The organism is Neisseria sp. HMSC074B07, assembly GCF_001810355.1.
In the GTDB taxonomy this organism is placed as follows: domain Bacteria; phylum Pseudomonadota; class Gammaproteobacteria; order Burkholderiales; family Neisseriaceae; genus Neisseria.
The window spans coordinates 53755-72075 of the sequence record NZ_KV800981.1 but is presented as its reverse complement, the minus strand read 5'-3'; the positions used below and the strand labels follow the sequence as shown (position 1 = coordinate 72075).

The window sequence follows — 18321 nt, the reverse complement described above, 5'->3', positions numbered from 1 at the left end:
ACGCCGTACTGGTTTAAAGTTAATCCACTATACGAAAGGTCGTCTGAAAACCTGATACTAGGTTTTCAGACGACCTTTTTAGCGCAGATTAAAGCGAATTTAATCGGGCAATGCCCGTTTGCCGAAATCCTCGAACGATAAAGAAGAGAATAGGTAAAGCATCCCGTTTCCCTAAAATCCAAACATACAAAAAGGTCGTCTGAACATTTTCAGACGACCTTTTGCGTTGTTGAAACTTAAGCCAAAGAAGCGTTTACAAATGCGGTCAATTGACCTTTTGCCAAAGCGCCGACTTTGGTGGCGACGTTTTCGCCGTTTTTGAACACCATCAACGTCGGAATACCGCGCACGCCGAATTTGGCGGGGGTGGCTTCGTTTTCGTCGATGTTGAGTTTGACGACTTTCAGACGACCTTCAAATTCGGCGGCGATGTCGTCCAAGATCGGAGCGATCATTTTGCAAGGGCCGCACCAAGGTGCCCAGAAGTCGAGCAATACGGGAACGTCGGATTTCAAAACGTCTTGTTCGAAATTTGCATCAGTAGTGTGGATAATCAGTTCGCTGCTCATGAGTTTTTCCTTTTTGTGTCAAATTGAATCAGATGTTGTGCAGAATAGGGCTTGGGGCTGAAAATTTCAAGTGTCGCAAAAGTGTAATAGCTTTTTTGTAAGGTTGCCATCGGGATTGGCTAATGTTTTTCAGACGACCTGCCCGATCGGTCAGCCTGCCCTAAAGCTCATCAGATGGCGCGTGTAATCGCTGGAAGGGTTGGCAAATACGGTTTCGCAGCCGCCCTCTTCAACGATTTTGCCGTCTTTCAGCACCATCACGCGGTGCGACAGGGCGCGGATGACGGCGAGGTCGTGGCTGATGATGATGAGGCTGAGACCGTGTTTTTTCTGCAAATCGGCGAGCAGCTCCAGAATCTGTTGCTGCCATTGTACGTCGAGCGCGCTGGTGGGTTCGTCCAAAACGAGGATTTTCGGGCGGACGATGATGGCACGGGCGATGGCGAGCCGCTGGCGTTGTCCGCCGGAAAAGGCGTGCGGATAGCGTTCGAGCGCGTCTTCGGGCAGTCCGACCTGACGCAATACGTCTTGCACGCGCTGCCGCATTTCTGCGCGGGACAAATCGGGTTCGTGGACGCGCAGGGCTTCGGAAACGATATTAAAGACGTTCATGCGCGGGTTGAATGCGCCGAACGGGTCTTGGAACACCATTTGGATGTCGCGCCTCGATTCGCGCGTCCAAGCTTCGCCGTTGATTTTCAGACGACCTTCCGCGTCGATAAGGTGCATGACGGCTTTTGCCAGCGTGGTTTTGCCGCAGCCGCTTTCGCCGATGATGCCCAGCGTTTCGCCCGCTTTCAAATCGAAGGACACCGGCTCCAGCAGGGTTTTGCTGCGTTTTTTGAACCAGCCCGCCGTTTCTTTGACGGCAACGGAAAGCTGCTCCGCCTGCAAGACGGTGGCAGGATTGCCCGCCAAAGGCACGACCTTGCGTGCGGCACCGGCGTTCAACAGCATTTTCGTATATTCGTGTTGCGGACGGGCGAACACTTCCGCCGCTGCGCCCGTTTCGACAATGCGTCCGCCGCGCATCACGGCGACGTCGTCCGCAAAGCGGCGGACAAGGTTCAGGTCGTGGGTGATGTAGAGCATGGTCATGTTGTGCGCCTGCTGCAAGCGCGCCAACAAATCGAGAATCTGCGCCTGCACGGCGACATCCAAGGCGGTGGTCGGTTCGTCGGCAATCAAGAGCTTGGGTTCGGCGGCAACCGCCATCGCAATCATCGCCCGCTGCCGCTGTCCGCCAGAAAGCTGGAAGGGATAGGCAAAGGCTTTCTGCTCAGGCTCGCGGATGCCGGTTTCCGCCAAAAGTTCGACCGCCCTCGCCCATGCCTGTTTTTTGTCCAAACCCAGATGCAGGGTCAGCACTTCGGCAATCTGCGCGCCGACGCGCATCACGGGGTTGAGCGCGGTCATCGGTTCTTGAAACACCATGCCGATTTCCCGCCCGCGCAGCTTTTGCAGGGCGCGTTCGGATTGGGTCAGCAAATCGTTGCTGTCGAATTTCAGACGACCTTCAAACGACACCAGCGGATTCAGCCGCATAATGCCCTGCGCCAACACGGTTTTACCGCTGCCGCTCTCGCCGACCAATGCCAGTTTCCTGCCGGTCTGTACGGTCAGGCTGACATCGTGCAGGACTTGCTTGCCGGGGAAAAAGGCGTTTAGGTTTTCAATTTCAAGGATGGGTTTCGTCATGGTATCGAGGTCGTCTAAAAACGGAAAACGGTTGGAATCAAATCGGCAATACCCGCCGCACGGGCAGAAATCTTTACGAAGCAATAAGCCATATCTGATGGTTTACAAGAAACACGCCCAACAAACATCGGCTTTCTGCTTTTCAGACGACCTCTGATTCAAACCCGCAAACCGAGGTCGTCTGAACGCTTAATTATTTCTGAAACTGCTCTTTCAACACCCGTTTCAACACTTTGCCCGTGGCGTTTTTCGGCAGTTCGTCTTTAAAGTAAATCTGTTTGGGGATTTTGAAATTCGCCAAATGTCCGCGCAAATGGGCGCGCACGTCGGCTTCGTCCAGCGTTTCGCCGTCTTTGAGTTGGATAAAGGCGATGATTTCTTCGTCGGCGTATTGGTCTTTCACGCCGATGACGGCTGTGGCTTCGACGGCGTCGAGTTTGTAAATCGCCTCTTCGATTTCGCGCGGATAAACGTTTTGCCCTTTGGAAATAATCAGGTCTTTTTTGCGGTCGACGATAAAGATAAAGCCGTCTTCGTCTATCGTGACAAAATCGCCTGTTTTCAGCCAGCCGTTAACGATGGCTTCGTCCGTGGCATCGCGCATATTCAGGTATCCCTGCATGACCGAACCGCCTTTGACGATGAGTTCGCCCACTTCGCCCGTCGGTACTTCGACCAATTCGTCGTTGACGGCTTTGACTTCCAATCCGGGCAAGGCGATGCCGACGCTGCGGGCTTTTTGCCTTTCGGGCGTGTTGACGGCGACGACGGGCGAGCATTCGCTCAAGCCGTAGCCTTCCAAAAGCTTGGCACGCGGAAACTTCGCTTTAAAGTCGAGGATGGTTTGTTCCGCCAAAGGCGCGCCGCCGCTGATAAACAGACGGACGCGGTTGAACCATCTGAAATACCAAGGGATTTTCGCTTTGCTCATGGCGGTGTAAATCGCGGGCACGCCCAAAAACACGGTCGCGCGTTTGAATAAAACCTGTTTCAAAACGTTGGAGAACGGGAAAACGGATTTCACCAAAATAATCGAACACGCCATATAAATCGGCAGCAACACCATGGCCGTCAGCGTAAAGCTGTGGAACATCGGCAGGAACACGACGAAGCGGTCGCGTTTGGTAATCTTAAAGATGCGCTCGATGCCTTCAAGGTTGGAAAACAGGTTGCCATAGCTGATCAATGCGCCTTTGGGATGGCCTGTCGTACCGGAAGTGTAAATAATATGCGCCAAATCATCGATTTTCGGTTGGCGGCTCAAATCGGGCATACCCGAAAAACGGCGCGCTTCTTCAAAACGCACATCGGCTTCGTCCGCTGCTTTCGCTTCGCCTATCCAAATGATTTTCTCGACGCGGGTCTGTTTCTTCAGCCCCTTCAATTCTTTCTGCAAACCTGCCGAAGCAAACATAAACCGCGCTTTGCAGTCGTTCAAAATATACGCGTATTCGTTGTTTTTCAAAAACGTATTCATCGGTACGGCAACCGCGCCGATGGCGGAGACGGCAAAATAGGCGCTGATAAACTCCGGCGAATTGGACACTGCCAAAGCCACTTTGTCCCCGAATTTGACGCCCATATTTTGCAGATATGCGGCTACGGCATCGACTTCTTGCTTGAGCGCGTGGTAGGTGGTTTTTTCTTTGTCGTTGAACACCGCAGTACCTTTGCCGTTTTTACGGCAGGCAGCGGTCAGCATTTCGTAAAAGTTTGTGTTGTGTGTTTGATTCATTGAAATTCTTTAAAAATTAAGTGAGTAAAATATTTTTGCGGTCGCGCCCATAAACAGGTTTTTTCGCCCTGAAAACAAGCATCGGCCTGAAAAGCCATCTATATAGCAGGAAAATGAGCTATCGGCTATTTTTATATTCATCCGCAATACGGAAAATCATCCCCTCGCGCGCACGTCAAACGCCTGACGCAAGCCCTCGCCTATCATCACCAGCAAAAGCAGCATAATCGTCAGCGTACCGACGGTGGACAAGCCTATCCACCAAGCGTCCAAGTTGTCCTTACCCTGCGCCAAGAGTTCGCCCAAGCTCGCCTGCGACGCGGGAACGCCCAAACCGAGGAAATCCAAGCTGGTCAGCGCAAGCACCGCGCCGGAGATGCGGAAAGGCAGAAACGCCAATACGGGCGTCAGGCTGTTGGGCAGGATGTGCCGCCACATAATCGCGCGGTTGGCCACGCCCATCGAACGCGCCGCCAAAACGTAATCCGCCTGACGGTTTTTCAAAAACTCGGCGCGGACGTAGTCCGACAGCCCCATCCAGCCGAACAGCGACAGCAACACCAGCAAAATCAACAAACTGGGATTAAAAAACGAAGACAGGATAATCAGCAGATAAAGCTCCGGCATCCCGCCCCAGATTTCGATAAAACGCTGCATCAAAAGGTCGGTCTTGCCGCCGAAATAACCCTGCACCGCGCCGGTGATCACGCCGATTACGGTCGTTACAAAGGTCAATGCAAGGGCAAACAACAGGGAATCGCGGAATCCGTAAACCAAACGCGCCAAGACATCGCGACCGCGGTCGTCCGTGCCGAGCAAGTGCCTTTCGGACGGACTTGCAGGGTCCGGCTGCGTGTCGAAATCATTAAGCGTATCGGCATCGTAGGGATTGGGCAGATAAACGGCGTAATTGCCGTTTGATGTGATGTTGCCGCGTATCAGCGGGTCGAGGTAATCGGCAGGCGTATCGAAATCGCCGCCGAACACGGTTTCGTTGTATTCGTTTACCAGCGGAAAATAATATTCGCCCTGATAACGTATCCACAAGGGCTTGTCGTTGCTCCACAAAGGCGCAAGCAGCGCGACGGCAAACAAAACGGCCAAAACCCGCAGCGCGAACCAGCCGCGTTTGTGTTGCTTGAATGCCTGCCAGTAAGAAAAATGTTTACTCATAGCTTGTTATTATCAGGCCGACTGAAAATTTTCAGTCGGCCTGATATATAAGGATATAGACATGAAATTATACATTTTGAAAAGCAGATAGTGCCAATTTCAATGCTTCGATTTCACGTTCTTTTTGTAGTAACAACTCATTCTTGTGATCCAGTATAAGTTGCAATTTTTCTAACTTTATAGTACTTTCGTTTGCATAATGATTGCCATCATATTGAATATTTTTATTAATTAAATAAATCAGGCTTCTATCATCAGCCTTCAGCAACTCCATCAAATTAATACCCAATATGGTAGTAATCCGCTCCAACATTGGAATATTCATTCTCGTTTTTCCCTGTTCAATCTTAGCATAGCCATTGGTAGACATATTTAACCGGGAAGCCATTTCCTCTTGTGTAAGTCGACTCAATTCTCGAACTTTCTTGATTTTTTCGTTAATTTGCATAATATTCACTTCAATACTTTTTGATACTTTTCGGGTGGGCTAATGGATAATTTGTTGGTGGCTCGATTTTTTTAGTAGTATATCATATTATTGCGCTGGCAAACGCATTGCTACTTACAACTTATTTAAAAAAGGAAACAATATGTATGAACTGATTGACCCAGAATTCGTTACCAGTCAGAAAATAACAAATATTTTCAAAAATGCCTATATCGATATCAAAGAAGCACAATATCTCTCTGATTCAGATTCATATTATTGGATGATAGAACTAAATTCAGAAGGTGTGCTTATTGGACTTGATCCTAAAGAAAAGCAGTTCGATATAGGAGAAAATACTGCTCTATGTACTTATAACGAATTTGAGAACAATGAACGTTTTATTCTTAATCTAATAAACGAAATGAATAAAAGATTTAACATACGGTCTTACATAAGGCTTGATAAAGAGCAGAGTATATGCGTTTTTTCAGCCAGGGCAGTGTATAGATATGGCAAAGGTTTTAATCCTGCTGATTTTATTGATGAATGTCGTTTTTTTGCTGGCGCTTATCGTCATATGCTATCCAATTATTTAGTTCCTAAATTTAAACAAGAAGGAATATTGAATGATTAATACAATAAATGAGATCGATGAGATCTTAAAAAACTCTAATCCTGATGAATGGCAGAGAAATGAAAATCGAGGACTGTTTATTTATCGTTCTGATGTTAATCTAAGAATAGAGCGCGATTCGAATTTCGAAGATTTTGATGAGGATTGGCTTCCTTCTACTCCGTTTGATAATATATCAGGTAAAAAACCGGTTTATAAAGTCAAATATATTGTTAAATATAATCAAACAGAAATAGCTCATAAATTTCTGATACTAATTGACGGAGTATATGTACTTATACCGATGCCAAAAAAATCCAATAATTTAGGAGGTAGTTTATTTGTTACTTCTGATGATGTAAATTTTGCAAAAATTGTAACAATATGCCCTCCAACGGTATCGCAAGAAATATCTCCAGTCAATGAATATATAAACAGATGTGGTTTTGATATTATTTGAATTTGTAAGTTAATTAATAGGTCGTCTGAATGTTTTTTTTTCAGACGACCTATTTCTGTCCGCCGAAATGAATGCGCGGATCGACCCACGAATAAGAAATATCCGACACCAATTTCGCCAGCAAACCCATCAGCGTGAACACATACAGCGTTCCCATCACCACCGGATAATCGCGCTTCATCACCGCCTCGTAGGAAAGCAGCCCCAGCCCGTCGAGCGAGAACAAGGTTTCAATCAGCAGGCTGCCGGTGAAAAACGCGCCGATAAAGGCAGCGGGAAAGCCGGTAATCAGCGGAATCATCGCGTTGCGGAAAACGTGTTTCCACAAAATCTGTTTTTCCGGCAAACCCTTGGCGCGGGCAGTATAGACATATTGGCGGCGGATTTCTTCAAGAAACACGTTTTTCGTCAACACCGTCGTTACCGCCAGACTGCCCGCCACCGAAGCCGTAATCGGCAGCGCCATGTGCCACAGATAATCCTTAATTTTGCCCGCCCACGACAACGTATCGAAATCATCGCCGACCAACCCGCCCTGCGGGAACCACGCAAAAAAGCTGCCGCCGCCGAATAACACCAGCAGCACCAAACCCAACACAAACGGCGGTATGGTATAACCGACCAGCACTACCATCCCCGTTACCGCGTCAAAACGGCTGCCGTCGCGCACCGCCTTGGCAATGCCCAACGGGATACAAATCAGATAAGTCAGGAAAAACGTCCACAAGCCCAAGCTCATCGACACCGGCATTTTCTGTTTGACCAGCTCGAACACGGTTTCATGATGGAAAAAACTCTTGCCCAAATCAAAACGGGCAAACCGCCACACCATATCCGCAAACCGCGTCAGCGGCGGCTTATCGAAACCGTACAGCGCATTCAACGCCGCCAAATCTTCCGGACTGATGCGGTTGCCGTTTTTCATGATATTGCCCGCCGTCGCATTCGCCGTCTCGCCGCTGACCGCACCATGCGTCAACTGCTGCACCATCTGCTCGACCGGCCCGCCCGGCACAAATTGGATAACGGCAAAAGTAATCGCCAAAATCCCCAACAGCGTGGGGATTAAGAGTAAGAGGCGGTGGGAGATGTAACGGTACATATTTGGTATCTTTAAATTATTTTAGCAAGCAACAATATATTGATAATACATTTTCTTCTTACTCAGAATCTCCAAAATCTAAACCTCTCTGTGCAAACTGTCCAAAGTTCAATTTTTCAACTTTTTTACTATCATAACTTTTTCTAAGCATTATCCTAATACACATTAAATATTTTGGATCTTTTATTGAATAAGAATTAACTTTATTATTTCTAATTATTAATGGAGAATCTCCTTTACTTAATTCCGAAAGAATATTACCAATACCCATATTAGTTTCAGGAATTGTCTGTGGAAACTCCTCTTTAATTAAAGATGTAATATCATTTGAATTAAACTGATGAGCTTCAATTTTTGCTATGCAATAAATAACTTGATTTTTCCTAGCTATCTCCGTATTGATACTATTTAGATTATTTTCAATTTGCTGATAACATTCTTTTAATCCATCTTTAAGCCATTCATAATCAGCAATCTTAATTAGTTCCTTATCATACATATTATTATTATCTTGGATTGCGTACGCTAATTGTTCACCATATTCTTGAACTCGTTGTGCAATTCCCAAAGTCACATTGAAAACATGGTTAATCAAAAAATTAAGTTCTTCCTTAGAAATTATAAATCCTAATAGATTTAAACCATTTTCAATAATATATTGCACTTGTTTAATAGATAAACCTCCAACTTCATCCATTTCTTTTATTCTATTTGATACTGATTCCGTATTTTTAGTTTTTCTAAAATATTGTAAAACTCCATTAGGGGTTCCCACAAGCAAGAAATACACCTTATATATAGAATATCTTTCATCATCAAGTAGCAAAATAATATTTGCTAACTCATCCATTAAATTTTCATTATTAAAAATAGCCTCTAAATTATCCAATACAATAAATTTTCTTTGATCTTTATGCGCATTATTAAATAAATTAAATGCTTTAAGCAAAATATCATTAGATCTAATTGAATATTGTCCTACATGATTTATCTTACCTCCAACTTCTGCCTTTACTCCAAGATTAAAACCAGCAGAAATTCCTGTCTGTTTAGTTTCGCTGTACCCTGTTTTTTCATAAAAATCTAACGGAGAAATGACATTAAAAATCTCCTGTGAAATAGAACCATTTCTAGCTGCAGTACCTAAGTTTACTATCTTATATGGTACTCCTTCTTCCGTTAAAACCTTTTTGTAAAGCCATGATTTTCCATTACCACTCTCTCCATAAATTAGAGTGTGAAAATCCCTTTCAATAGCTCGTTTCAATTTACTTTCTAATTGAGGGCGCGCGACATACATCATAGGATTTATAGCACTACTTTTAGGAGTAAAAACTTCTGTAATTTTCATATTTCTCTTTCTAAGTATTGATTCTTTACAGGTTCGCAGTAGCTCGTAAATTTGGTAATCATATTCAATAATACATGAATAGACACAATCTTACATTGATGTCTGCCCTAACTATTATTTTTACAAGCTTTAATGCAATAAACTTTTCAGACGACCTTCCTTATTTCTCCAAAGCCTCTTGCAGTTTCTTCTCAATCAAATCCGCGTCAAACGACTTGGCAATCAGCTCGAAGCGCGAGTCGCGGCGCCATGAGACTTGGTTGGCGCCCCATTGCCCGTCCACCCAGTTGAGCCACACCCATGTGCCGAGCACTTGGAACACGCCTTTGGCGCGGACGAGGCCGTCTGTGAATTTGGTCAGGTCGTTGAAGAAGTTGGTCAATTTTTCGCCGTCGAAATCGCGTCCGGCGGGGAATGTGAAACCTTGCGACTGGAAGCCCATGGTGTTGTCCGGCAGGGCTTTGAGACGGTAACGTGATTTTTCGATAACGGGAATGTCAAGCCATTGGATGTCGAGCTGTGCGTTTTGGACTTCGACCACTTTGGCTTTGGGTGGGAACAGTTTTGCCGCTTTGTCATGAAATTCGGCAAGCTGTTCGGGGGTGCATAAATCGGTTTTGCTGGCGACCAATACGTCGCAGATGCCGATTTGGTCTTTATACAACGCCTGCTGCGCGTAATCGGGGTTGATGAACTGGCGCGGATCGACGACGGTAAAGACGGCGCCGATTTCCAGAAGACTGTCCAGCGGTTTGGCTTTCAATTCGTCAATGACACTGGCGGCGTGTGCCAGTCCGCTTGCCTCAATCATCAGGCGGTCGGGCTTGGCGTCGCGCAGCATTTTCTGTACGGTTACGCCCATTTGCGGGCCGGCGGTACAACACAAACAGCCGCCGGCGATTTCTGCCACGGGGATGCCGTTGTCGCTCAATACGGCGCCGTCAATACCGATTTCGCCAAACTCGTTGACGATGATGACCCATTTTTCGTTCGGGTCTTTTTGCTCCATCAGGCTTTTGAGCGCGGTGGTTTTGCCTGTTCCCAGAAAACCTGAAATCAGGTGGACTTTAGTTTTTTTCACTTCTGACATTTTTTACAGATTCCAGTTAAAACAACGTGTTCTTCTTTCAGCGCAAAGCCGCTTTCGGCAACGCCTGCGCGCAGTGCCGCCCATTCGTGGCTCAGGGTTTGTTCGTCCGCCGTGCCGCATTCGGTGCAGACCAAAATAAACGCGCTATGGTGCGCTTCGGCTTCTTCGTGGTCGTGGCAATGGTCGTCGCACTCGTGCTGCGCGTGGCTGCACAAAATATAGCCGTTGACCGCCGCCACTTTGTGCAAAACGCCCTGCTCCGCCCAAAAATCAAGGGCGCGGTAGGCCGTCGGCGGCGCAACCACGCCCTCGCTCTGCTGCTGCATCTGCGACAAGACGTTGTAGGCTTTAATCACGCCGCTTTGCTGCAAAACGATATCGAGCACCTGCTCGCGCAAAGCGGTTACCTGTACGCCGTCACGGCGTGCCTGTTCGAGGATTTTTTGTTTGATTGCGTGTTTCATAAAGGCTTTCAGACGACCTTAAAATTCTGAACGGAGAGGATTACATTATAACGTGTTTATGTAAGATGCAGATATTCGGAGGTCGTCTGAACCCGAGCGCCACCGTTCAGACGACCCATCCCATCCAATCTGCCTATTTGAACCACGACTTAATCCGTGCAAACAAAGACATACTCTGTTTCTCGAAACTTTCCGCCTGTGCGGGCACGGGCAGCGTATTGCGGATCACTTTCATACCGGCAAACGTTTGGGCGACGGGCATGATTTCGATGGAGTTGACGTTCATGTGCGCCGGACGCTGATAGAGCCACAAAGCCGTATCCGCGATGTCTTGCGGTCGGATGGATTCGACGTTTTCATAAACCTTTTCCGCCCGCTCGTCATCGCCCTTAAAGCGGACATTGGAAAACTCGGTACCGCCGCACAAACCCGGCTCGATGTTGGTGACGCGGATGTTTTTATCCGCCAATTCCGCGCGCAGGTTCATGCTGAACTGGCGCACAAACGCCTTGGTCGCGCCGTACACGTTGCTGCCCTCGTAGGCATAGCTGCCGGCAATCGAACCCAGATTCATGATATAGCCTTGTTTGCGCTCCGCCATTTGCGGCAGGATTTGGCGCGTCAGGAAAGTCAGACCGACGATATTTGTTTGAATCATGGTTTCCCAATCGCCGAAATCTGCTTTGTCCGCTGTTTCCAAACCCAACGCCAATCCGGCGTTGTTGATCAGGCAATCGATTTCGGCAAAATTTTCAGGCAGGCTGTCGAGCGCGTTGCGTATCGACTCGGTACGCGAAACGTCCATTTCCAAAGGATAAAACCGCTCGCCCAATTCGGATGCCAATGCCTGCAGTTTCTCGCCGCGCCGTGCCGCGCCGATAACGGAATAACCGGCCTGTACAAACGTGCGGCACATCGCCTCGCCGAAACCAGCAGACGCGCCGGTAACCAAAATCGCCATAACTATTTCCTTTCTTTTCTCGTTTTGTAAACCCATTTCAGGTATGATTGCAACTTTTCAGACGACCTCTTCGGATGTCGTCTGAAAAATATGAATAACAAAATACTATCACAGGACACCAAAGCCATGAATACCAAACTCTTCTCAGCGGCGCTGCTCGCTGCCCTGACCCTTGCCGCCTGCGGTGGCGGCGCACCTGCGCAACCCAAAGGTCCGATCTCCGAAGACCGTACCACCGCGTTCAAATCCATGATGCCCGAGTTCTCCAGCATGGGCAAAATGGTAAAAGGCGAAGAACCTTACGACGTGGAAAAATTCAAGCAGGCTGCGGCAACTTTTGCCGAAACCAGCAAAAAACCTTTCACCTTCTTCCAATCTGACGACAAAGGCAACGGCCGCGCCCTGCCTGCGGTTTGGTCTGATGCGGCCAAATTCAAAGCCGAAGAGGACAAATTCGCCGCTGCCGTTGAAAAACTGAACGCCGCCGCGCAAACCGGCAAGCTGGAAGAAATCAAAGCCGCTTACGGCGAAACCGGCGCAAGCTGCAAATCCTGCCACGACACCTTCCGCGCTCCGGAAGAATAAGCCGCTGCACTGACATACAAAAAGGTCGTCTGAAATCCGGTTTCAGACGACCTTTTTTTGATTTTTAATGATTGCCGTGCTTAATAATCGGCTTCAACGGCAATCCAGCCTTCGTGCAAACGCTTTCATGTTCCGTAAACGTCAAGTTTGACGGTTTGCCTGTCAGTTATCCTTGTTTTCACAAAAACGCTAAAAAGAAAACCCGTCAGATAATCGACGGGTTTTCGTATGGTGGCGGAGTAAGAGGGATTCGAACCCTCGATGCAGGTTGACCCCACATGCTTCCTTAGCAGGGAAGTGCCTTCAGCCTCTCAGCCATTACTCCTAAGGAAGTGCGTAATATACTGGTTTGACTCGGGCGTGTCAAGCTGGGCTTCAGGGTATTTTTTAACCGTATGAAATCATTTGTATAAAATATAAAGAAGCGTGAAATTGTAGCCCGTATGCGACGGCTGGTACAATTCATGCTTGGTTTCAGGATGTGATGAAAATGAATGATTTAATCGTATTGAACAAGCCTTATGGCGTGATTTGCCAGTTTTCGACGCATGAAAAGTATGGGTGTTTGAAAGATTATGTGGTGCTGCCGGACTTTTATCCGGCGGGACGCTTGGATACGGACAGCGAGGGTTTGCTGCTGTTGACGAACGACGGGCGTTTGCAGGCGCGGATTGCAGATCCTAAGTTTAAGCTGGAGAAAACTTATTGGGCGCAGGTGGAAGGTTCGCCCGACGAAGCGAAGCTGGATATGCTGCGGCGCGGAGTGGATTTGGGCGATTTTGTCACTCGTCCGGCAAAGGTTCGCGTGTTGGAAGCGGACGAAGCAGATGTTTTATGGCCGCGCGTGCCGCCTATCCGCGTGCGCAAGTCCGTGCCTGATTTTTGGGTGGAAATTCGGATTTCGGAAGGAAAAAACCGGCAAGTCAGGCGGATGACGGCTAAGGCGGGTTTTCCGTGCCTGCGTTTGGTCAGGGTGGCAATAGGTCGTCTGAACGTGTTTGATTTGGGCCTGCCGCTTGGTCAATGGACGTTTGCGCCGCATAAGCCTTGATGGATGGCTGTTTATTAAATTAATTGGCTGAAATTGATTGGCTGATAACGAAAAAGGTCGTCTGAAAACCCTGCAATACGGTTTTCAGACGACCTTTGTTATTGGATATTAATGATGCGTATGACCGATTTGGAAGGTCAGGGTGGTGTAGTTCGCCTGTTTTTGGCACACGCTTTGATCGGGGAAATCGGCTTTGTGTTCTACGCTGGCTTTCCAGAAGCCTTGACGCAGGGGGATGATGCTGACTTCGCCTTTGTCGTCCGTAGTATCGGAGAAGGCTTGGGCTTCGGTTTTGTGGGTTTTGCTGCGGTCGCTGGTGTCGAAGCCGTCAAATGTGGCGGTAACGGTGGCGTTGGGCAGCGGCTCGCCGTTGAAAAGGACGCGGACTTTAAAGCGTTCGCCGACGTGGACGTTGGCGGGGTTGTCCAACGGAACGATTTCCAGATGTTGTCCGACTTGCTTGGTGATGACGGCGGTGTCTGCGCTTTCGTGTCCGACGTTGACGATGTTTTTACCGAACATTCGGGTTTGTTCGCAATAGCTGGCGTCAGGCATTTCTTTGATGCTCGCTTGTTTCCAGCCTGCGCTGTTTTTAGACCAGAAAGTCGGCTGGTATTCGGCGGTAACGAGGTAGCTGCCATCTTTGACAGGGAGTTTGCTGCGGTATTGATAGTTGTACGTCCCTTTTTGAATCAGATTTTCTTTGCCTTTTTCGGTAATCAGCTGCATGGGCTTGCTGAAAATGTGCAGGCGGTCTTTGGCGATGGGTTCAAGTTCGGGGAACTCGCCATAGCCCAATTCGGCTTGTAGGTATTCGCCGCCGTGTGTATGGGCGGTTTCGACCCAGACGCGGTGTGCTTGGGCGGTTGTGCTGAACAGGAGCGCGGATGCGATGAACAATGCGGTTTTTTTCATGGGTTCTCCAAATGTATCGGGTAGAAATTTGATTGGTTATAATATAACAATTTTATTTATAACAAAACGGTTTCATGAAAAAAAGGTCGTCTGAAAACAGGATTTCTGTTTTCAGACGACCTTTCGCTTAGCTGATGTTTAAGCGTTAACCGGCTTTAGAAGCAATCTGAGGTTTTCGTTTTTCACTTGCAACAGCAGATCGATATTGGGATGTTTGCCCGGATTGGCTTGCGCGTCGGCAACATGTTCGGCAAACCAATCCAAACCCTGCGCAGCAGCAGCGGCATCGAGCTTGCCACCGAAATTCAATGCCAAAGCGTTGTAGAGTTTCAGCGAGCCTTGCTTGCCGGGCGCATTGGGGATGTGATGGACGGCTTTGCCTTGTGCGTCAAGGATGTCGAGTCCGCTCAAATGACCGATGTCGGGCATGGCGGCGAGGTTGTCTTGGAAGCTCATGGTTGTCCTTTCTAACATGGGATTTTCAACGAAAAATACCTTATATAGTGGCTTAACTTTAAACCGACGGCGTTACCTCGCCTTAGTTCAAAGAGAACGATTCCTCTAAGGTGCTGAAGCACCAAAGTGAATCGGTTCCGTACTATCTGTACTGTCTGCGGCTTCGTCACCTTGTCCTGATTTAAAGTTAATCCACTATAAAAAGGTCGTCTGAAACCCATACATTCAGTTTCAGACGACCTCAAATCACGAATCAGCGCGTACCGAAAATCTTATCGCCCGCATCGCCCAAGCCGGGGATAATGTAGCCGTTTTCGTTCAGATGGCTGTCGAGGGCGGCGGTGTAGATGGTGACGTCGGGATGCGCTTCATTGACGGCTTTGACGCCTTCGGGCGCGGCGACGAGTACCAACGCCTTGATATTTTTGCAGCCTTTCGCCTTCAACAGGTCGATGGTAGCCACCATAGAGCCGCCGGTGGCGAGCATGGGGTCGATAATCAGCGCGGGGCGTTCGTCCATGCTGTCCACGAATTTTTCAAAATAGGAAACGGGTTTGAGCGTTTCTTCGTCGCGCTGCAATCCGACCACGCTGATTTTGGCAGTCGGAATCAGGTCGAGCACACCGTCGAGCATACCCAGACCGGCACGCAAAATCGGTACGACGGTCAAGGTTTTACCCTTGATGCGGTCGCCTTCGATTTGACCACACCAGCCGTCGATAATGTATTTTTCAATTTCAAAATCACGGCTGGCTTCGTAAGCCATCAGGCGCGCCAGCTCGGTAGTGAGGGTGCGGAATTTGTAAGTGCTGCAATCGGCCTCGCGCATGAGCGTGAGTTTGTGGCGGACAAGGGGGTGATTGATAACGGTTACGTTCATTTGGCAGGCCTCGGATTGTTTTTGAATGGGTGTGATTATACTTTTTTTTATAACGAAACAAAATAAAGGATACGCAACGGCGGCTTATTTTCTGCGATCTTCAGGCTTACGTTTCCCCAATGGTTTTGCCCCGCCCTGCTCTTCGGAGGTTTAAACCGCTCCCTATACCTTCACCCTACATCCTGATTTCGCGCTTTCATATACTTTTTCCAGCAACCACAGCACCTCCGCCACTTGGCGCGGCTGCACCGCTGCGGGAGATTTGCCTTGCAGTGCGTCATAAAGGTTTTCATAAAACGCTGCATAATTGCCGCTGACGCTTTCGATTTTTTTGCGGACAACCACCCCATCGATTTCCGTATGCAGGATGCCCCATTCGTCTTGCGGCTCACGGTTCCACGCCCCGACGGGTTGCGCGCCGCCGAGCAGCAGGGCTTCTTGGTTGTCGGCGTTTTGTTTGACGTATGAACCGCGTTTGCCGTGCAAGGTCATGAACGGCAAAGGTTCGCGGGCATATTTGCTTGCGGTCAGGGCGACTTTTTTGCCGTCGGCGTAATAAAGCGCGATATAGAAATTATCGTCGCTGACTGCTCCGTCATGCTGATAGCGCACGTCGGCATAAAGCTCGTCGGGCATCCCGAAAACATCGACCGCCATATCCATGAGGTGCGAACCCAAATCGTACACCAGCCCTACGCCCGCCTCGCCCGTTTCCTTCCAGCGTTTTTTGTTCAAGGCAGCCGCATAACGCTCGAAACGGAACTCCGCATCCACAATTTCGCCCAAAAGGTCGTCTGAAAGCAGTTTTTTGGCGGTCAGCGGCGCGCTGTCCCAACGGCGGTTTTGGTAAACGGTCAGCAATACGCCCTGCCGCTCGGCAAGTTCCGCCAATTCACGAGCTTGCGCCGCCGTGGCGCACAACGGTTTTTCCACCACCACATTTTTACCCGCACGCAAAGCCTGAGCGGCAAAATCGAAATGCGTCTGGTTCGGCGTGGTCACGACCACCAAATCCACATCGTCGGTAAGCAACTCCTCAAACGAACGCACGGTCTGCGCCTGCGGCAGGACTTCCTGCGCCCTATTGCCGCTGCGTTCAAACACGCGCACGACTTCAAACTGCGCATCCGCACGCCAAAACGGCAGATGGAACACCTGCGCCGACATGCCGAACCCTGCCAATCCGATTTTGATTTTCTGCATAGCCAAACTCCTTTTCAGACGGCCTCAAATTGCCGTATATCCGTTATAATACCGCATTTATTTCACACAGGCCGTCTGAAAACAAAGTTGAAACGGCCGCCGCCGTTTAAGGAAAACCATGAGAAAACCGCAACGCGGCTATGCCCGCCAAGACCGTGTCAAAGAACAAATCATGCGCGAACTGGCCGAGCTGGTCCGCACCGGCCTGAAAGACCCGCGCGCAGGCTTCATCACCATCAACGAAGTCGAAGTCACCCGCGATTACAGCCACGCCACCGTGTTCTACACCGTCCTCGACGACAGCACCCGCGACATTACCGAAGAAGCCTTGGAACACGCCAAAGGCCACTTGCGCAGCGAGCTGGCCAAACGCATCAAACTCTTCAAAACGCCCGAACTGCACTTCAAATACGACGAATCGCTCGAACGCGGCATGAGCATTTCCAGCCTCATTGACCAAGTGGCGGCGGAAAAGCCGGTGGAAGATTAAAGGTAAAGGTCGTCTGAAAAACGCCGCAGTCAAAGCGCGAACCTGTTTTCAGACGACCTTTTGCAATCTTTCCCACCCATACAACTGCCACTTACCCTTCCCCATCATGACCGCCAAACCCGCCAAACGCCCCGTCAACGGCGTCCTCCTGCTCGACAAGCCCGAAGGACTTTCCAGCAACACCGCCCTGCAAAAAACCCGCCGTCTCTACAACGCCGAGAAAGCGGGGCATACCGGCGTACTCGATCCTTTGGCAACCGGACTTTTGCCCGTCTGCTTCGGCGAAGCGACCAAGTTCGCCCAATACCTGCTGGATGCCGATAAAGCCTACACCGCCACGCTGAAACTCGGCGAAGCCAGCAGCACCGGCGATGCAGAAGGTGAAATCATCGCCACTGCCCGCGCCGATATTTCCTTAGCCGAATTTCAGACGGCATGCCAAGCCCTGACAGGCAACATCCGCCAAGTACCGCCGATGTTTTCCGCCCTCAAACACGAAGGCAAACCGCTGTACGAATACGCCCGAAAAGGCATCGTCATCGAACGCAAACCGCGTGATATCACCATTTACGCCATCGATATTACCGAGTTTGACGCGTCCAAAGCCGTCATCGACGTACGTTGCAGCAAAGGCACCTACATCCGCACCCTCAGCGAAGACATCGCCAAACACATCGGCACGTTCGCCCACCTGACCGCCCTGCGCCGCACCGAAACTGCCGGTTTCACCATCCGCGAAAGCCACACGCTCGAAGCCTTGGCAGAATTAAACGAAACTAAACGCGACGCCCTGCTCCTGCCCTGCGACGTTTTAGTGCGGCACTTCCCCAAAATCGAACTGAACGACCGCGCCGTAACCATGCTCAAATGCGGCCAGCGCCCACAGTTTACCGAAAACATCTCTGCCGACCAGCCCATCCGCGTTTACGACAGAAGCGGAACATTTATCGGCTTGGTGGAATACCAAAAAGAAATCAGCCGCCTCAAAGCCCTGCGGCTGATGAACACGGCGAAAGAATGAAGAATCTGATTCTTAAGCGAAAATATGGAAAAGGTCGTCTGAAATATATAGTGGATTAAAATAAAAATGAGACA

General features: G+C 49.1%; 20 protein-coding genes and 1 tRNA gene. 6 read left to right on the top strand and 15 right to left on the bottom strand.

The genetic code is table 11. The features are described 5' to 3' along the window. Positions 1 to 236: 236 nt before the first annotated feature. The 5 genes from trxA to HMPREF2726_RS11465 form a co-directional block, all read right to left on the bottom strand. The gene (trxA, locus tag HMPREF2726_RS11485) at positions 237 to 569 is read right to left on the bottom strand and encodes a thioredoxin TrxA (RefSeq protein WP_009312060.1); all 333 of its coding nucleotides are present in this window, start codon (positions 567 to 569) and stop codon (positions 237 to 239) included. Positions 570 to 719: 150 nt separating this feature from the next. Next, positions 720 to 2267, bottom strand: a complete 1548-nt coding sequence (locus tag HMPREF2726_RS11480) for an ABC transporter ATP-binding protein (RefSeq protein ID WP_009312061.1) — start codon at positions 2265 to 2267, stop codon at positions 720 to 722. Positions 2268 to 2460: 193 nt separating this feature from the next. Next, positions 2461 to 4002 carry a fatty acid--CoA ligase gene (locus HMPREF2726_RS11475; RefSeq protein WP_070603426.1) on the bottom strand — a complete coding sequence of 514 codons (1542 nt, stop codon included), beginning with the start codon at positions 4000 to 4002 and terminating at the stop codon, positions 2461 to 2463. 156 nt (positions 4003 to 4158) lie between these two features. Then, the gene (locus tag HMPREF2726_RS11470; RefSeq protein ID WP_070603423.1) at positions 4159 to 5175 is read right to left on the bottom strand and encodes an ABC transporter permease; all 1017 of its coding nucleotides are present in this window, start codon (positions 5173 to 5175) and stop codon (positions 4159 to 4161) included. Between the two features lie 67 nt (positions 5176 to 5242). Beyond that, entirely contained in the window at positions 5243 to 5623 is a 381-nt protein-coding gene (locus tag HMPREF2726_RS11465; protein ID WP_036529308.1) for a helix-turn-helix domain-containing protein, read from the bottom strand. 142 nt (positions 5624 to 5765) lie between these two features. Between HMPREF2726_RS11465 and HMPREF2726_RS11460 the strand changes: the two genes are divergently transcribed. Next, positions 5766 to 6239, top strand: a complete 474-nt coding sequence (locus tag HMPREF2726_RS11460) for a hypothetical protein (RefSeq protein ID WP_009312065.1) — start codon at positions 5766 to 5768, stop codon at positions 6237 to 6239. After that, positions 6232 to 6678, top strand: coding sequence for a hypothetical protein (locus tag HMPREF2726_RS11455; RefSeq protein WP_070603422.1), 447 nt, complete (start codon positions 6232 to 6234; stop codon positions 6676 to 6678). Before HMPREF2726_RS11460 ends, HMPREF2726_RS11455 begins: the two co-directional genes overlap by 8 nt. A 49-nt stretch (positions 6679 to 6727) precedes the next feature. Here HMPREF2726_RS11455 and HMPREF2726_RS11450 read toward each other — a convergent pair whose 3' ends face one another. From HMPREF2726_RS11450 to HMPREF2726_RS11430, 5 genes are all read right to left on the bottom strand, one after another. Next, positions 6728 to 7780 carry an ABC transporter permease subunit gene (locus HMPREF2726_RS11450; RefSeq protein ID WP_009312067.1) on the bottom strand — a complete coding sequence of 351 codons (1053 nt, stop codon included), beginning with the start codon at positions 7778 to 7780 and terminating at the stop codon, positions 6728 to 6730. A gap of 58 nt (positions 7781 to 7838) precedes the next feature. Further along, positions 7839 to 9131: an AAA family ATPase gene (locus tag HMPREF2726_RS11445; protein ID WP_009312068.1), complete on the bottom strand. Its 1293-nt coding sequence runs from the start codon at positions 9129 to 9131 to the stop codon at positions 7839 to 7841. A gap of 160 nt (positions 9132 to 9291) precedes the next feature. Continuing rightward, positions 9292 to 10221, bottom strand: a complete 930-nt coding sequence (locus HMPREF2726_RS11440; protein ID WP_060974892.1) for a CobW family GTP-binding protein — start codon at positions 10219 to 10221, stop codon at positions 9292 to 9294. Further along, complete coding sequence (locus HMPREF2726_RS11435; RefSeq protein WP_003744587.1) at positions 10209 to 10685, bottom strand: Fur family transcriptional regulator; 477 nt, start codon at positions 10683 to 10685, stop codon at positions 10209 to 10211. Before HMPREF2726_RS11435 ends, HMPREF2726_RS11440 begins: the two co-directional genes overlap by 13 nt. 133 nt (positions 10686 to 10818) lie before the next feature. Then, complete coding sequence (locus HMPREF2726_RS11430; RefSeq protein ID WP_009312070.1) at positions 10819 to 11646, bottom strand: SDR family oxidoreductase; 828 nt, start codon at positions 11644 to 11646, stop codon at positions 10819 to 10821. A 126-nt stretch (positions 11647 to 11772) separates the two neighbouring features. Here HMPREF2726_RS11430 and HMPREF2726_RS11425 point away from each other — a divergent pair, with 126 nt between their 5' ends. Then, the gene (locus HMPREF2726_RS11425) at positions 11773 to 12231 is read left to right on the top strand and encodes a c-type cytochrome (RefSeq protein ID WP_003763338.1); all 459 of its coding nucleotides are present in this window, start codon (positions 11773 to 11775) and stop codon (positions 12229 to 12231) included. A 232-nt stretch (positions 12232 to 12463) separates the two neighbouring features. Here the strand turns inward: HMPREF2726_RS11425 and HMPREF2726_RS11420 are convergent. Continuing rightward, positions 12464 to 12556: transfer RNA gene (locus tag HMPREF2726_RS11420), tRNA-Ser, on the bottom strand. A 165-nt stretch (positions 12557 to 12721) separates the two neighbouring features. On the opposite strand from HMPREF2726_RS11420, the gene HMPREF2726_RS11415 reads away from it, so the two are divergent. Beyond that, on the top strand, positions 12722 to 13282 hold the full coding sequence (locus HMPREF2726_RS11415; protein WP_009312071.1) for a pseudouridine synthase: 561 nt from the start codon (positions 12722 to 12724) through the stop codon (positions 13280 to 13282). 108 nt (positions 13283 to 13390) lie between these two features. Here the strand turns inward: HMPREF2726_RS11415 and HMPREF2726_RS11410 are convergent, their stop codons facing one another. From HMPREF2726_RS11410 to HMPREF2726_RS11395, 4 genes are all read right to left on the bottom strand, one after another. Then, a complete protein-coding gene (locus HMPREF2726_RS11410; RefSeq protein ID WP_009313193.1) occupies positions 13391 to 14197 on the bottom strand; it encodes a DUF4198 domain-containing protein in 807 nt (268 codons plus the stop codon). A gap of 138 nt (positions 14198 to 14335) precedes the next feature. Continuing rightward, positions 14336 to 14653: a DUF2322 family protein gene (locus HMPREF2726_RS11405; RefSeq protein ID WP_003763340.1), complete on the bottom strand. Its 318-nt coding sequence runs from the start codon at positions 14651 to 14653 to the stop codon at positions 14336 to 14338. 253 nt (positions 14654 to 14906) lie between these two features. Continuing rightward, positions 14907 to 15533, bottom strand: a complete 627-nt coding sequence (gene upp / locus HMPREF2726_RS11400) for a uracil phosphoribosyltransferase (protein ID WP_003744890.1) — start codon at positions 15531 to 15533, stop codon at positions 14907 to 14909. A 162-nt stretch (positions 15534 to 15695) separates the two neighbouring features. Beyond that, a complete protein-coding gene (locus HMPREF2726_RS11395; protein WP_009312090.1) occupies positions 15696 to 16736 on the bottom strand; it encodes a Gfo/Idh/MocA family oxidoreductase in 1041 nt (346 codons plus the stop codon). Positions 16737 to 16854: 118 nt separating this feature from the next. On the opposite strand from HMPREF2726_RS11395, the gene rbfA reads away from it, so the two are divergent. After that, the gene (gene rbfA / locus HMPREF2726_RS11390; RefSeq protein ID WP_003685554.1) at positions 16855 to 17226 is read left to right on the top strand and encodes a 30S ribosome-binding factor RbfA; all 372 of its coding nucleotides are present in this window, start codon (positions 16855 to 16857) and stop codon (positions 17224 to 17226) included. Positions 17227 to 17332: 106 nt separating this feature from the next. Then, entirely contained in the window at positions 17333 to 18247 is a 915-nt protein-coding gene (truB, locus tag HMPREF2726_RS11385; protein ID WP_009312094.1) for a tRNA pseudouridine(55) synthase TruB, read from the top strand. Positions 18248 to 18321: the final 74 nt, after the last annotated feature.